This is a genomic window from Methylocaldum szegediense (assembly GCF_949769195.1).
In the GTDB taxonomy this organism is placed as follows: domain Bacteria; phylum Pseudomonadota; class Gammaproteobacteria; order Methylococcales; family Methylococcaceae; genus Methylocaldum; species Methylocaldum szegediense.
Genome location: NZ_OX458333.1, coordinates 1,702,527 through 1,717,159, shown reverse-complemented (window position 1 = coordinate 1,717,159; position 14,633 = coordinate 1,702,527). Strand labels below are relative to the sequence as shown.

At 58.5% G+C, this 14,633-nt stretch carries 10 protein-coding genes; 3 read left to right on the top strand and 7 right to left on the bottom strand.

The window, feature by feature from the left end:
- Positions 1–22: 22 nt before the first annotated feature.
- The 3 genes from QEN43_RS07300 (at position 23) to zwf (ending at position 6,668) form a co-directional block, all read left to right on the top strand.
- Positions 23–3,199, top strand: a complete 3,177-nt coding sequence (locus QEN43_RS07300) for an efflux RND transporter permease subunit (protein WP_317963889.1) — start codon at positions 23–25, stop codon at positions 3,197–3,199.
- A 28-nt stretch (positions 3,200–3,227) separates the two neighbouring features.
- Positions 3,228–4,622 (top strand): TolC family protein, encoded by a 1,395-nt coding sequence (locus QEN43_RS07295; RefSeq protein ID WP_317963888.1) that lies wholly within the window; start codon positions 3,228–3,230, stop codon positions 4,620–4,622.
- A 549-nt stretch (positions 4,623–5,171) separates the two neighbouring features.
- On the top strand, positions 5,172–6,668 hold the full coding sequence (gene zwf / locus QEN43_RS07290) for a glucose-6-phosphate dehydrogenase (RefSeq protein ID WP_317963887.1): 1,497 nt from the start codon (positions 5,172–5,174) through the stop codon (positions 6,666–6,668).
- Positions 6,669–6,825: 157 nt separating this feature from the next.
- Here the strand turns inward: zwf and QEN43_RS07285 are convergent, their stop codons facing one another.
- The 7 genes from QEN43_RS07285 to QEN43_RS07255 all read right to left on the bottom strand — a co-directional run bounded on the left by QEN43_RS07285 (position 6,826) and on the right by QEN43_RS07255 (position 14,482).
- The gene (locus QEN43_RS07285; RefSeq protein ID WP_026610140.1) at positions 6,826–7,089 is read right to left on the bottom strand and encodes a cytochrome b/b6 domain-containing protein; all 264 of its coding nucleotides are present in this window, start codon (positions 7,087–7,089) and stop codon (positions 6,826–6,828) included.
- 356 nt (positions 7,090–7,445) lie between these two features.
- Complete coding sequence (locus QEN43_RS07280) at positions 7,446–7,928, bottom strand: cytochrome b (protein WP_317963886.1); 483 nt, start codon at positions 7,926–7,928, stop codon at positions 7,446–7,448.
- Between the two features lie 87 nt (positions 7,929–8,015).
- The gene (locus tag QEN43_RS07275) at positions 8,016–8,783 is read right to left on the bottom strand and encodes a DUF2490 domain-containing protein (protein ID WP_317963885.1); all 768 of its coding nucleotides are present in this window, start codon (positions 8,781–8,783) and stop codon (positions 8,016–8,018) included.
- A 76-nt stretch (positions 8,784–8,859) separates the two neighbouring features.
- A complete protein-coding gene (locus tag QEN43_RS07270; RefSeq protein ID WP_317963884.1) occupies positions 8,860–9,207 on the bottom strand; it encodes a YgiW/YdeI family stress tolerance OB fold protein in 348 nt (115 codons plus the stop codon).
- Between the two features lie 110 nt (positions 9,208–9,317).
- Positions 9,318–10,706, bottom strand: a complete 1,389-nt coding sequence (locus QEN43_RS07265; protein WP_317963883.1) for an ATP-binding protein — start codon at positions 10,704–10,706, stop codon at positions 9,318–9,320.
- Entirely contained in the window at positions 10,703–11,365 is a 663-nt protein-coding gene (locus QEN43_RS07260) for a response regulator (protein WP_317963882.1), read from the bottom strand. Before QEN43_RS07260 ends, QEN43_RS07265 begins: the two co-directional genes overlap by 4 nt.
- A gap of 627 nt (positions 11,366–11,992) precedes the next feature.
- On the bottom strand, positions 11,993–14,482 hold the full coding sequence (locus tag QEN43_RS07255) for a glycoside hydrolase family 65 protein (protein WP_084161858.1): 2,490 nt from the start codon (positions 14,480–14,482) through the stop codon (positions 11,993–11,995).
- Positions 14,483–14,633 lie beyond the last annotated feature (151 nt).

Here is a 14,633-nt window from a genome sequence, read left to right as displayed (position 1 = left end):
TCGTGTCGGAACTGATTTAGCCATGTTCAATGTTTTTATCAAGCGGCCTGTCATGGCGATCGTGTTATCGCTGCTCTTTCTGTTCATGGGCGGGTTGGCAGTCCGGTCCTTGCCCATTTCCCAATTTCCGGATATTGCACCGCCCCGCGTGATCGTTTCCTTGGCGTTTCCCGGTGCAAGCGCGGATGTGCTGGTGAAATCGTCGTTAATCACGATCGAACGCGCCATCAACGGCGTTCCCGGCATGAAATACATCATCTCGGATGCAACGAGCGCCGGTGAAGCGACCATTCAGGTTCTGTTCGACCTGAGCGTCGATCCTAACGTAGCGATGGTCAACGTGAAGACACGCCTGGACCAAGTCATGAACCGATTGCCGAAGCTGGTTCAGCTGGAAGGGGTGGTGGTCGAACGGGTACAGCCCAGTATGCTCATGTACATCAACCTGTACAGCACGGACAAAAACGCGGACCAGAAATTTCTATACAACTATGCCAACGTCCATGTAATCCCGGAAATCCAGCGCGTGTATGGTATTGCGCAAGCCAAGATATTGGGCAGCCGCCAATATGCGATGCGGATTTGGCTGAATCCGGACCGGATGAGGGCTTATAACGTCTCGATCGATGAAGTGATGGATGCCATCGCCAGGCAAAGTGTTATCGGTCGGCCGGGGCGAATCGGGCAAAGTACGGGTATTACCGCCCAATCCAAAGAGTATGTGTTGGTTTACCAAGGGCGGTACAACAAGCCGGAACAGTATGAAGACATCATCATACGCGCCACGCCCGAAGGAAAGATGCTGCGCATTAAAGATATCGCCAAAGTCAGTCTAAGCAGCGAGTTTTACGATATCTACTCCGATAAGGACTCCTTTCCTTCGGCTTCGATCGTGCTTAAACAAAACTATGGGAGTAACGCCAGCAAAGTCATCGAGGACGTGAAGGAGAAATTGAAAGAATTGAAGGAGTCGTTCCCTGAGGGTATGGACTATGAAATCAACTACGACGTGTCGAGATTCGTCGAGGCCTCGATTGAAAAAGTCCTGCACACCCTAGCGGAAGCATTCGTGCTGGTAACGCTGGTGGTATTTGTTTTCTTGGGGGATTGGCGCTCCACCCTGATTCCCATTTTGGCGGTCCCTGTTTCGTTAATCGGCTCCTTCGCCGTGATGTCGGCATTCGGACTTTCCATCAACCTGATTACCCTGTTTGCCTTGGTTTTGGCGATCGGTATCGTGGTCGACGACGCCATCGTGGTAGTCGAAGCCGTGCATGCCAAAATGGAGATCGAACATATTTCCCCGTATGTTGCTGCGCAAAAAGTTCTTGGGGAAATCGGTGGCGCCATTATCGCGATTACCCTGGTCATGACCTCGGTTTTCGTTCCCATCGCCTTTATGACCGGCCCGGTCGGCGTGTTTTATCGGCAGTTTTCGATAGCCATGGCGTCGTCGATTATCATCTCGGCGATCGTGGCCTTATCGCTCGCTCCGGTTCTGTGCGCGATGATTCTGAAAAATCCCCACGGCAGGCCCAAGAGTAAAACTCCGATTAACTTATTCATCGATGGCTTCAACTATATCTTCGAGAAAGCAACAGGACGGTACATTAAGCTGCTGAATGTCGTCGTCACCCGGCGGATCGTTACGTTTTTAGCGTTGGCTGGGTTTTCTTTCGGTATTTTTGCAGTGAATCAAACCCTACCCGCCGGCTTTATTCCCGGCGAAGACCAAGGGATGATCTATGCGATTATTCAAACACCCCCGGGTTCGACGCTCGAAGTCACCTACGAAGTGGCGCGAAAGCTCGAAAGCGTGGCCAGACAAATTGAAGGCGTGCAATCGGTTTCTTCCTTGGCGGGCTACGAGGTACTGACCGAAGGACGCGGTTCCAATGCGGGTACTTGTATTATCAATCTGAAAGATTGGTCTGAGCGTAAAGTATCCGTACAAGATGTGATCCGAGAATTGGAGGAAAAAACCCGCGATTTCGGCGCCGTCATCGAGTTCTTCCAACCGCCGGCAGTCCCCGGCTACGGCGCAGCTTCCGGATTGGCATTTCGGTTATTGGATAAGACTTCGGATACGGATTACTATGAGTTTGACAAAATCAACCAGGAATTCATGGAAGCTTTACGCAAGCGCAAAGAACTAACCGGTTTATTTACCTTTTACGCAGCCAACTATCCGCAGTATGAACTGATCATCGATAACCAGCTCGCCATGCAAAAAGGCGTCTCAATCGATAAAGCGATGGAGAACTTGGACATCATGATCGGCAGTACTTACGAGCAAGGCTTTATCCGCTTCAATAACTTTTTCAAGGTCTATGTCCAGGCGCTGCCCGAATTCCGGCGTTTTCCCACGGACGTATTGAATTACTACGTGAAAAACGAAAACGGCGAAATGGTGCCCTACTCCGCCTTTATGACCCTTAAAAAACGGCAAGGTCCGAACGAAATTACCCGCTACAACCTCTACAACTCGGCGGCTATCCGTGCCGAGCCCGCCTCCGGCTATACCACCGGAGATGCCATCAAAGCCGTCCAGGAAGTCGCCGCCGCCACCTTGCCCCGCGGTTATGACATTGCCTGGGAAGGACTGTCGTTCGACGAAGCCGCTCGCGGTAACGAGGCATTGGTGATCTTCGTGGTCGTGATCGCGTTTGTCTATTTGGTGCTGGCGGCACAGTACGAAAGTTTCGTTCTCCCGCTGGCGGTGTTGTTCTCTCTGCCTGCCGGTATATTCGGTTCTTTCCTTCTGCTGAAAGCCACAGGGCTCGCCAACGATGTTTATTCCCAAGTGGGTTTGGTGATGTTGATTGGCTTGCTCGGCAAGAACGCCGTTTTGATCGTGGAATACGCCGTTCAAAAACAAGCCCAGGGTATGTCCGTCAGGGAAGCGGCGATTGAGGGCGCGAAAGCGCGTTTCCGGCCGATTTTGATGACGTCTTTTGCCTTTATCGCCGGGTTGGTGCCGTTAGCGGTCGCCACCGGGGCGGGAGCGGTCGGCAACCGAACCATCGGCACCTCGGCCTTGGGCGGGATGCTTTTCGGAACCCTATTCGGCGTTCTGCTTATTCCAGGGCTCTATTACGTTTTCGCCAAGATGACGGAAGGTAAGAGATTAATTAAAGACGAAGACATTAACCCTCTAACGGAAACTTATCAGTACGGCACGAACGATGTCGAGGAGTAAAATTTTTCGCCTTATGACATTGGGCGTAATGGGATTAATGTTACATGCTTGTGGAATTCCAGAAATAACAATCAAGAAAGCAGATACGCAACTTCCTGATAGATTCAAGCTAAACCTTGCGGAAAAGGCTAACTCGGGCACCGTGAAATGGGAGGACTTTTTCGAAGACCCGAATTTATTGAGCCTGATCGATATCGCCATCGCCAATAACAAGGAAGTCAATATGATGCTGCAGCGTATTAGCACTGCGGAAAATGAGATTCAAGCACGCCGAGGGGCCTATTTACCTTCCGTTAATATAGGTATTGGCGCAGATGGAGAAAAAGTCGGCAAGTATACGCGTAATGGCGCTGTCGAGGAGAATCTGAAGCTAGCTAATGGCCAGCCATTCCCAGCATTTCTAGGTAATTATCAATTCGGGCTGTTTTCGACCTGGGAGATCGACATTTGGAAAAAGCTGAGGAACGCGAAGCAGGTGGCCGTGCTGGAATACATGGCCAGTCAGGAAGGGAAAAACTTTTTGGTAACGAATTTGGTCAGCGAGATTGCCCATGCGTACTATGAGCTCATGGCATTGGACAATCAGCTTGAGAATCTGGAGCAAAATATCGCAATTCAGCAAAACGGTTTGGAGGTGGTGAAGCAGCTCCAGATTTATGCCAGAACCACTACGCTTGCGGTCAAGCGTTACCAAGCGGAAGTGGCAAAAAACCAAAGCAAAAAGTCTGGGTTAATGCAGCAGATCACGGAGGTCGAAAATCGCATCAACTTTTTGTTGGGGAGAGCGCCGCAGCCTATCCAGCGGGCCTCGCGCAGTTTTATGGATATCAAACCCAAAATACTCAACGCGGGCATTCCGTCGCAATTGCTGCAAAATCGGCCTGATATCAGAAAAGCGGAGCTTGAACTTGCGGCTGCAGAGCTAAATATAGAAGTGGCCAGAGCTAATTTCTATCCATCCTTCGGTATAAAGGCGGGAATAGGTTTTGAGGCTTTTGCTCTCAAGTACTTGATCAATACGCCGGAGTCGTTGGCGGCGATGGTGGCCGGGGAATTGGTGGCGCCGTTAGTTAACAAGAACGCCATTATTGCAGAATACAAGAACGCAAGCGCCAAGCAGATTCAGGCGGCATATGAATACGAGCAAACCATACTGAATGCTTATACCGAAGTCGCCAACCAGCTTTCGAAAATAGATAATCTGGATAAAGCTTATCGGCTCAAGAAGGAGCAGGTTGATTCGCTCGCCCAATCGATCGATGTGGCAGGCCAGCTGTTCAAATCCGCGCGTGCGGACTATCTGGAGGTATTGTTAACACAAAGGGATGCCTTGGATGCAAAAAAGGAACTCATTGAAACGAAACTGCAACAGCTCAATGCCGTTGTGGATCTTTATCGATCGCTCGGCGGGGGATGGCAGTAACCGTCCCCAAGGCACGGCAGGGGTGCGCCTATCATCCCGAAACGCTGACCGACGACGGAGTCAGTCCGTCTAGCTGACCGTGATCTGGTAGCCTGCCCGGAGGCCTGATACCGGGCGATGAGGCCCGTCCGGCGGATCGGTTTCGACGAAAGCGCCGACAGTATCGTAGGATGCGGTGAGGTACGAACCGCCTTTCGACCAGGCTCAGGACAGGCCCTTCGACTGAGCTCAGGACAGGCATCAATCGCGAACGATGCGGTTTCAATCGCAAACGGTTGCTTTAATCGCAACCCTTCCTTCGTCACCGCATCCTACGAGCTAGCCGCTCCAGGCGGAGCCTGGAAACCGGCCCGCAACACCAACACAGGGGTGTGCCCCAACGGACCCTGCGTGAGTTCGGCAAGACCATCAAGCTTGATGGTAGTTCACGAACCATGATGCACGATGCGAATCAGCGCGACGTTATCCGCCCGGTTCAGAATGACCGACGACTAATGCATCGGACTCGAAGTCCAAGTACTGAAATCCTCCATCCGACGAGAACATTTCATGGAACGGCGTACCCATCCACAAAGCACTTTGTTCGTCCTCTTTGGCGCGGCCGGCGATCTGTCCTGGCGGTTGATCGTTCCGGCGTTGTACCGGCTTTATATCGACAAGCACCTGCCGGATCGCTTCCACCTGATCGGCGTTGACCGGATGCCGCTCGGGCCCGAGGAACTGGCCCGCCATTACGCCGAAAAGCTGGCCGAATCCGGCGAGGACATTGAAAAAGACGAACGCTGGGCCGGGTTTTGTCGAAGCTTGGGCTACATCAGCGGCGACCTCAAGGACCCGGCGGTGTACCGGCAGCTGCGCACGCTGATGCAGGCGCGCGAACAAGAGTGGAGGGAGTCTTGCCAGCAGGTTTATTACATGGCAACGCCGCCGTTTCTGTTCGCCGACATTGCCTCCAACCTGGGACGGGCACAATTGCACAGAGACCGGAAGCGGGCGCGCATCGTGGTGGAGAAGCCTTTGGGACGGGACCTGGCCTCCTTTCAGGCGATCAATCGGGCGCTGACCGAGTACTTTCACGAGAACCAGATCTACCGCATCGATCATTTCCTGGGCAAGGAAACGGTGCAGAACATTCTGGCTCTGCGCTTCGCCAATTCCATCTTCGAGCCGATCTGGGATCGGCGTTACGTGGATCACGTGGCGATCACCGTGGCTGAGACGTTGGGCGTAGAGCACCGCGGCAGCTACTACGATCACGCAGGAGCCCTGCGGGACATGGTGCAGAATCATCTTATGCAGCTGCTTTGTCTGGTGGCCATGGAACCACCGGCTGTATACGACGCCGACGATATCCGCAACCGAAAGATGGACGTGATGCATGCGCTTCGCCCCATTCCGCCGGAGCAGGTCGCGCAACGCGCGGTGCGGGGGCAGTATGGCGCCGGGTGGATCAACGGCTGCCGGGTGCCCGCCTATCGGGAGGAACCGGGTGTCGCTCCGGATTCCGACACCGAGACCTATGCCGCCCTCAAGCTCTATGTGGACAATTGGCGTTGGCAGGACGTACCGTTCTATCTCCGCACCGGTAAGCGTATGGCGGCGGATGTCTCGGAGATTTCCATCCGTTTCAGGCCGGTTCCGCATCGGGCTTTCCCGGCCGCCGGCAGCGAGGATACCCACCCGGTCGCCTTGACGCTCCGCATCCAGCCCGAGGAATCCATCGTCCTGCACTTCTTTGTCAAGGAGCCGGGGTCCCGCGCGCGTCTCAGGCGGGTGCGGATGGATTTCAATTATCTGGACGCCTTCAAGGTCGCGACGCCTACCGCCTACGAGACCCTGCTGCGGGATGTCATAGCCGGAGACGCGAGTTTATTCATGCGGGCCGACCAGGTGGAAGCCTCCTGGCGCTTGCTGATGCCGGTATTGGACACCTGGAGCGACACGAAGCCGACGGATTTTCCCAACTATGCCGCCGGCTCCGGAGGTCCGGAGGCGGCCAACATTCTCACCGCCGTCGACGGACACAGCTGGCTGACGGCGTTTTGACCCGGCGGAGTCTGAGAAGGAAAACCTCGCCATCGGAACCGGGAAGGTTCTCCTGCCGATGGAAAGCGGGAGAATCGTGATGCCATAAATTTGCGGGATTAACCATGAATCCGACCGGTTGGCTGGTGCCATGTGGCATCGATGTCGTGAAAATCGATTACAAGACGCGCCGCAAAGCGTTATCCCGGCGGATGAAATGATGCCATACTGCCGCGGCGGCATGTGCGATGACCAGGTACAACATCGCAACGCCCAATGCCTCGTGCGCTTCCTTAAAGCGCTGAAGGAACGACTGGCCGTCTGACGGGTGAAGATCGTTTGCCCGTTCGTAGGCGGCGGAAAAGCCCGTTTCGCTCACCACAACCAATGTTGTAGGGTGCCGGTGAGCGAGGCGAACCGCACCAAATACACCGCGGATCATGCCTGACGTTCTATGGTTTTATGTCACGCCGCTTACAAGCCGTGAAGGACCAAAACCCGCTGCCCCGGCGAGGATTACCGGGATCCAGATGGCAGGGATGCAAACGTTTCGCCGTCCTTGGCCCCTGGATTCCGGCAATCCATGCCGGAATGACGATCTTGCAGGTTGACATAAGTGAGGTAGGGCGGGTTAGGCCGTCAGGCCGTAACCCGCCGCATGCCGCGAAATGGCGGTACATGCTGACTGATCGGCCCTACATTACAGCCTTTGTGGCGGCGTACCATTGAAGCTTCGACCCTCGACACTCGGACACCACATGATCGCTTGGGCCTTCCCGATCATTCTGAAGCTATCCACTACGGGTAAATGACTTCCGCAACGCCAGCCATGCCGTATAAACAAAATGAAAACGCTCTAATCGTGTGCGACAGTGTCTTGTTTGCGTCAACCAGGGCTGGCAGCGTCAAGCCGAGAAAAGCAAGTTCCTTTCCACTGCTTTGCATAAGCAGCACACCCAACACAGGGGTCGAAAGCATGCCGGCATAAAGCAGAATCTGTACCACGCTGGATAATCGCATCTGCCACAATGGCGGACTAGGTTCGATCGCGGGCAATGCCCAGAGCCATCTTGCCGCGACACGCAGCGGCAATAATGTCAGCACCGTCAGCCCCGCAAAGACGTGTGCCCCGGTAAGAAATACGCGTTCCGGGGATCCCTTCGCGAACAGACCCTTCGAGTAAACGAATATCCACGCGAAAGTGATGGCGATTGCGGTTAGCCAATGCAGAATGCGCAAGGGCAATCGGGCTTTTCTGATTTTTTGTACGGCATCGTTCATGAGAGCACCTACTACGAGCATTGGACGGCGTCAAAGCCCGCTCATCGGCCGGCGGCGCCGATGCAGGATTGATCGCATGCAACGGACTCAAAACCGATAACTCACGTTGGCATAAACATTGTGCGTGAGGGTCACGTCGCCACTGATTTTCTGAATGGTTTGCCCCAGATATCCCAGGTCAACGCTGAGCCGCCGGGTCAGTTTCAGACCGAATCCCGCCATGGCGCGGTTTTCGCTGAAACCGGTTGGCCCGAAAGTGTTGGTGTTCAGATAGCCGAACACCTCGTCTCCCAGGTAGAGGGACAGCTTGGGATCGATGAATTCGAGCGGTAGCCGAAGCTTGAGCGCCTGCCTCAGGCGAACGCCTACATTGCCCGTAACGCGGTTGATCCGCTGTTCGATGCGGGTGCGGACCTGGGCTTTGAATCCCGCGATCGGAAAGTCGAACTGGAGAGCCGCGTAGGGCCTGCTTTCCTGGAACGCCGCCTTGCCCAGCGAATGGTGCCACTCGTTAACATAGCCCAGCCAGACGCTGGCGTATGAATTCAGGTCGTAGCCCAGTTGAAACCTAAGCAGGTCCTCGGAGAGGCGCCACGCATCGGGATTGTCGTCCCGCAGGCGGGTCTGATTCATGAGAAACCAGCGGAATTCCTGAAGCCTGGGCGAGAAATCGCCGAAATCTCCGGACAGGGTGAGCGAACTCCAGTTACCCGCCATGCTTTCGACCGAGTCGGCCTGCGCCCCGGTGGCCAGGAGCATGCCGGCGGCCAGGCCGAGCCGGAATAACCAGGCCGGGACACGGCGGCGGCTGGGCTTCCCGGAGTGGGTTGGCGCGTCCGAATGAACTCTGCGCATCGTTGGATTTCCCAAGACTTTGCAAGACGGCTGGCCGGGACGGGCGGCGGGGTGCGGCCGCCCTTCCCGCGGCGGATCAAGGCAGAATCTTGATCTGCTCGACTTCCAGTTCCGGCGGCTCGCCGAAGTCCTTGTCGAACTCGCCGGTGATCTCCACCCGCGTCTTGGCATCGAGCGGCTGGCCGGCCGGCAGTCGCTTGGGGGAAATCTCCACCCGCAACTGGCCGGTATCGTCGGCGAAGGTGTAGTGCTTGCCGCCCTCGTGGGACACCAGCCGGCCCTGCAGCGTGGCGTATTGATCGTCCACGCCGGTTTCCAGCAGCTGCTTGACGGTCATGGCGGGCACGGCGCTCGGGCCGGTGTATTCCGCCAGCGCGGCGGTGGCGGCGAGACCGAGAACGCCCGCAATCAGTAAGCGTTTCATGACGGTACTCCTCTTGAATGACAGTGAAGGGGTTAAATGCGCCGCGAGGGGCGGCGCATGGGGTCATTCAAACGCTCCGAGCTTAAGGAATTCTTAAGCGGTGATTCGTCTCAGATCTGCGGGAAATCCAGGATCACGCCCAGCCCGCGACGATCGAGCCCGTCTTCGAAGCGCAAGGCAGCGCCGTGCAGCGCGGCGATGCGTTCGACGATCGACAGGCCCAGTCCGCTGCCCGTCTGGTCGGTGCCGAGCACGCGGAAGAACCGTTCTGCCAGTCGGTCACGCTGGGCTTCCGGCACGCCGGGACCGTCGTCGCGCACGGCGAGGCGCACCCCTTGAGCGCTGGATTGCGCCTCGATCCGCACGCGGCTGTGCGGCGGGCAGTAGCGCAGCGCGTTGTCGAGCAGGTTGCGCAAGGCCACGCGCAGCAGCTCTGCATTGCCGTACAGCATGGCTGCCCGGCAGTCGATCTGCAGCTCGATCTGCCGGGTTTCGGCCTGCCCGGCATAGAACCGGCGCAGTTCGTCGAGCAGTGTGGGCAGCGCAACCGGCTCGCGGGCGAGAAGATCCGGGCGATCGGCATCGAGGCGAGCGAGCGCGAGCAGGTTTTCGACCAGGGCGGTGCAGCGGTCGGCGTCGTCGCGCAGCATCCGCAGCGAGGATTGGTGTTCGGGGTGCTGGCGCTCCAGCAGCTGAATCTTCATGCGTAGCGCCGCCAGCGGAGTGCGCAACTCGTGAGCGGCGTCGGCGGTGAAACGGCGCTCCGATTGCAGCGCCTTGTCCAGGCGGGCGAAGACGGTGTTGAGCGAAGCGATGATCGGCGACAGTTCCAGCGGCGGGTCGGCAACCGCCACCGGTGTCAGGTCCTCTGGCGTCTTCTGGGCGATGGCGAATGCGGTCTGCTCGATCGGACGGACCAGCCGGCCGACCGCCAGCCAGATGACCGCGCCGAGCAGCGCCAAAAGGCCCAGGGCCGGCCAGGTCAGATTCTCGGCCAGTTCCTCGAGGATTTCCGTGCGCGCCTCCAAGGGCTGACCGACCTGTACTTCGAAGCTGTTATCCCGGCTGCGCAACACGAACACCCGCCACGGCACGACGCCGATCAGAACCGTGCGAAAGCCCTTGCGCTTGTCGAAACCGGTCACGAACGGCTCCTCGGGCGCCGTTCCGGCGCGGCGCAGGACGCGGTCGCCGGCGATAATCTGGTAGTACAGCCCGGCATGGCGGCCGTCCCGGTCGATGGGATCGGCGATGGGCGCGCCCGGCTGCGGTAGGCCGGCGGCGGCCGCCCGGATGAGATAGGCGGCGTCTTCGAGACCATCGTCGAAGACCTCGTTGGTTTCGTCCCAGGCGATGCCGACCATGATCCCCAGGCTGACCAGCCAAAGCAGCGCGCTCGCGCCCAGCAGAGAGGCGAGCAGCCGTCGGCGCAGCGAATAGGGGCGGCCAGGACCGGGAGCCCTCCCTATGGACCTCCGAAGCCGATCGAAACGGATCATGGCGGCGGAGCCAAGGCGTAGCCGAGGCCGCGCACGGTGCGAATCAGACCCCGGCCGAGTTTCCGGCGCAGGTGATGGACGTGTACCTCGACCGCATTGCTCTCCACTTCCTCGCCCCAACCGTATAGCACGTCTTCGAGCTGTGCCCGGCTGAGCGTCTGTTGCCCGTGCAGCATCAACGCGTGCAGCACCGCAAACTCGCGCGCGGTGAGTACGACCGGTTCGCCGTCGCGGCGGACCTGTTTGGCGGCGGGATCGAGTTCGATCCGGCCGTGACGCAGCACGGCAGTGGCCTGTCGCGCACCGCGCCGGATCGCGGCACGAATACGCGCCGATAGTTCCTCCAGGTCGAACGGTTTGACGAGGTAATCATCGGCGCCGAGATCGAGTCCTTCGATGCGATCGTGCAGAGTGTCGCGGGCGGTGATCATCAGCACCGGCACGTCGCTGCGGCGAGCGCGCAGGCCGGACAGCAGCCCATCGCCGCTGAGTCCGGGCAGGCCGCGATCGAGCAGGACGCACTGATAGGGCTGCGTCCGCAGCGCGGTTTCGGCGAGATCGCCACGCCGTACCCAGTCGACAGCGTAGCCGTCGAGTTGGAGCCAAGATTGGAGTGTGGCTCCGAGCGAGGGGTCATCTTCGACAAGCAGAATTCGCATGAGAGGAGAGGGTATTAAAGCTGCCTTTTTCCAAATCGCTTTCAATAAAGCATTAATTTTTGTAGGGTGGGTTAGGCCGTGAGGCCGTAACCCACCGAGCGACCTAACTTACCCTACGATTCATGTTCATTCGAATGCGGAATGGCATTAAGCTCAACTGCCGAAAATCGTAGGGTACATAGCTGTCGCTGCCGGCATGCAGCAAGGTTATCAAGTTTCGGAAGCTTTGAATAAATTCGCCGGAAGCGACCATTCTCCCGAGAGCGGAATGAGACGAACAACGTTCGCCCGAAGGGCAACGTCGAGGAAAGGACGTTGTCAGTAGACAGCCAAAGGCTAGCCCAAGGGGCAGATCCTGGGAGCTCGCCGTGGCGCTCCCAAGGCAAGCGGGGGCCAGGGAAGGACTCCCGGGACTTGTGGGCGCCAGGGAAGGACTCCCGGGACTTGTGGGCGCAGCCCCACAAGGGGTTTGCAAAAGTGCCTCGCCGGTGGAGCGCGACCTGCTTCAAACTCACCGGCTGCCAAACGCAGCTTCCTTTTCCAGCGTACGTCAGCGATGAAAGCGCTCTAAGTAAAGAACTCCGCATTCCGGCTTCACATAGGCCGTCTCCATGCACTACCGGCGGTTCATCGTGTCCCTTCGCCGGGAGGCCGGCCGCGGTGTTTCGCGGGGCTTTTCGCCGCGGGGCCTGTTGGATCGCCTCGATCGCCGGCAGGAATACGGGGAGGCATTACGCTCGAATCGCGATCGTGGAAACCGTCCATCGCCTCGGCCCTCTCGGCAAGGTTCCGTGTCACCGCCTCCCCGTCGCGGAGGACCAGCGTTTCGCCGCAATGGGTGATCGTCAGCTCGACCTTCCCGCGGAGCCGATAGGTGACGGAGCCGTTTTCGATATGGACCTCCAGCCGTTGACCGCGGACCGCCAGCGCGAAACGCAGTCGCTCGACATAAGGCCGCGGCTTGAACGATAGTTTCCCACCCCGGTCGCGCATCCCCGCCAGCCCGTAGACCGCCGCCATCCAGCTTCCGCCCATCGCGGCGATGTGGCACCCGTCCTTGACGTTCCCGCCGACATCCGCCAAATCCATCAGCAGGGCATACTTCCAGTATTCCAGCGCGTGGGTCCGATAGCCCAGTTCCGCGGCCACGATGCTCTGGATGCAAGCCGACAGCGACGAGTCGCCGGTCGTCATCGGATCGTAGTAGTCGAAGTCTCGCCGCTTCTGCTCCATGGTGAAATCCTCGCCGAGCAGGAACAGGGCGAAAACGACGTCGGTCTGCTTGAGGACCTGATAGCGGTAGATGACCAGCGGGTGGTAGTGCAGCAACAGCGGATAGTGGTCCGCCGGCGTTCCGGCGCAATCCCAGACTTCGCGATTCAGGAAGCCATCGTCCTGAGGGTGGATGCCCAGCGCCTCGTCGAACGCGATGTACATGGCATCCGCCGCTCGCCGCCAGTCTTTGGGTTCCTCGGGCGAGAGGCCCGTCCGGTAGACGAGTTCGCTGTACGTCAGCGGATCCGTCGACTGTAGTATCTCGACCGAATCGGCCGCATACCGCAGGTTCTCCCGGGCCATCAGGTTGGTGTAGGTGTTGTTGTCGACGACGGTGGTGTACTCGTCCGGGCCGGTGACCGAGTTGATGCAAAACCGGTTTCCGCGCCGCTCCGAAAAGAACCCCAGATCGTACCAGAGCCGGGCGGTCTCGATCAGAATCTCGACCCCATAGCGCCTGAGAAAGTCCTCGTCCCCGGTCGCCTCGACATACTTGCGGATGGCGTAGGCGACCGCTGCGTTGATGTGGTATTGAGCGGTCCCGGCGGCGTAGTAGGCCGATGCCTCCTGGCCGTTGATCGTCCGCCACGGAAACAAGGCGCCTTTCTGGCTCACCTCCCGCGCCCGTTGCCGGGCGGCGTCGAGCAAGCGGTAGCGGAATAGCAGCAGGTTTCGGGCCGCGCGCGGATCGGTGTAGACCAGGAATGGGATCATGAACATCTCCATGTCCCAGAAATAATGGCCCTCATAGGCCTGGCCGGTCAGACCTTTCGCCGGCACGCCGGCCCCGTCGGCCCGGGCGGTGGCCTGGAGTAACTGGAACAGGTCCCACCGCATGCATTGCTGCGCCCTCGAGTGCATCCCGCTCACCTCGACGTCAGCTCGGTGCCAGAAGTCGTCCAGGTACTGCCGTTGAGTCAGCAGCAATCGTTCGAATCCCTGACGGAGAGCGCGGTCGAGCACGCGCCTGGCGCGGTCCAGCTGCTCGCCGACCGATACCGTCCGGGATGTGTGATACGTCAGGAACTTGGTCAAACGGATCGGTTTACCCGGCGTGGCCTGGACCGAAAAGACGACGCGGTTCGCCTCGTCGGATTTCTCTTGTTCGACCGCGCATTCACATGCCGTCTCTAGAATGTGGTCGAAGCCGCAAGCGAGCGTCATGCGACTGCTGCGGGTCGTAAAGCCGAGCAGGAGCCGGTACTTGTCCGCCTGTCGCGCCTCTGGGATCAGCACGGACCTGTCGAGCTGGCGGGCGAGGCGGGGATCATCTTCCCCGAGCATCCGGGGTTGCGGGTGTTGTACCAGTTCCGAGGAGAGGACGATGGGAACCTCGGCATTGAGTACGGTCACCTCGTAGAAGATGGCTGCCAGGTGGCGTTCGGCAAACGACACCAGACGGCGCGACCGGACCAGGACCTGCTTGCCTGTCGGCGTTTCCCAGAGCACTTCGCGGTCCAAGGTTCCGGTCCTGAAGTCCAGCGCGCGTTCGTAGCGGAGCACGGGCGTACGTGCGAGGTCTACCAGCTCGTCGTCCACATACAGCCGGATGATTTTTCCGTCCGGCACGTTGATGATCGTCTGTCCGGTCGTGGCAAAGCCGTGCGCCCGTTCCCCGTAAGGAATAGGCCAAGTCTCGTGGAACCCGTTTACGAAGGTCCCGTGCTCATAGGCGGGCGTTCCCTCCTCGAAACCGCCGCGCATGCCGAAGTAGCCGTTGGCAGTGGCAAAGATGCTCTCGGTTTGGGACAAAAGCGCCGGGACGAATTCCCGCTCCACCATTCGCCAGTCCTCGACGGGATAGATGAATTCCGGCGGTAGCACGGGCTCGCGGCGAATCACTTTCCGCTCCTTTAATTCCGGCCGCAGACAGGCACGCCGGCCGGATGGCGTTCGTTAGGGACGTTTTGATGGAGTTCTTCGACAGGCTTGTCTTGAGCGCCATCGAAGGACCCGTCGCTTCGCTGAATATCCGTCATCGTCGGTTGCTCCT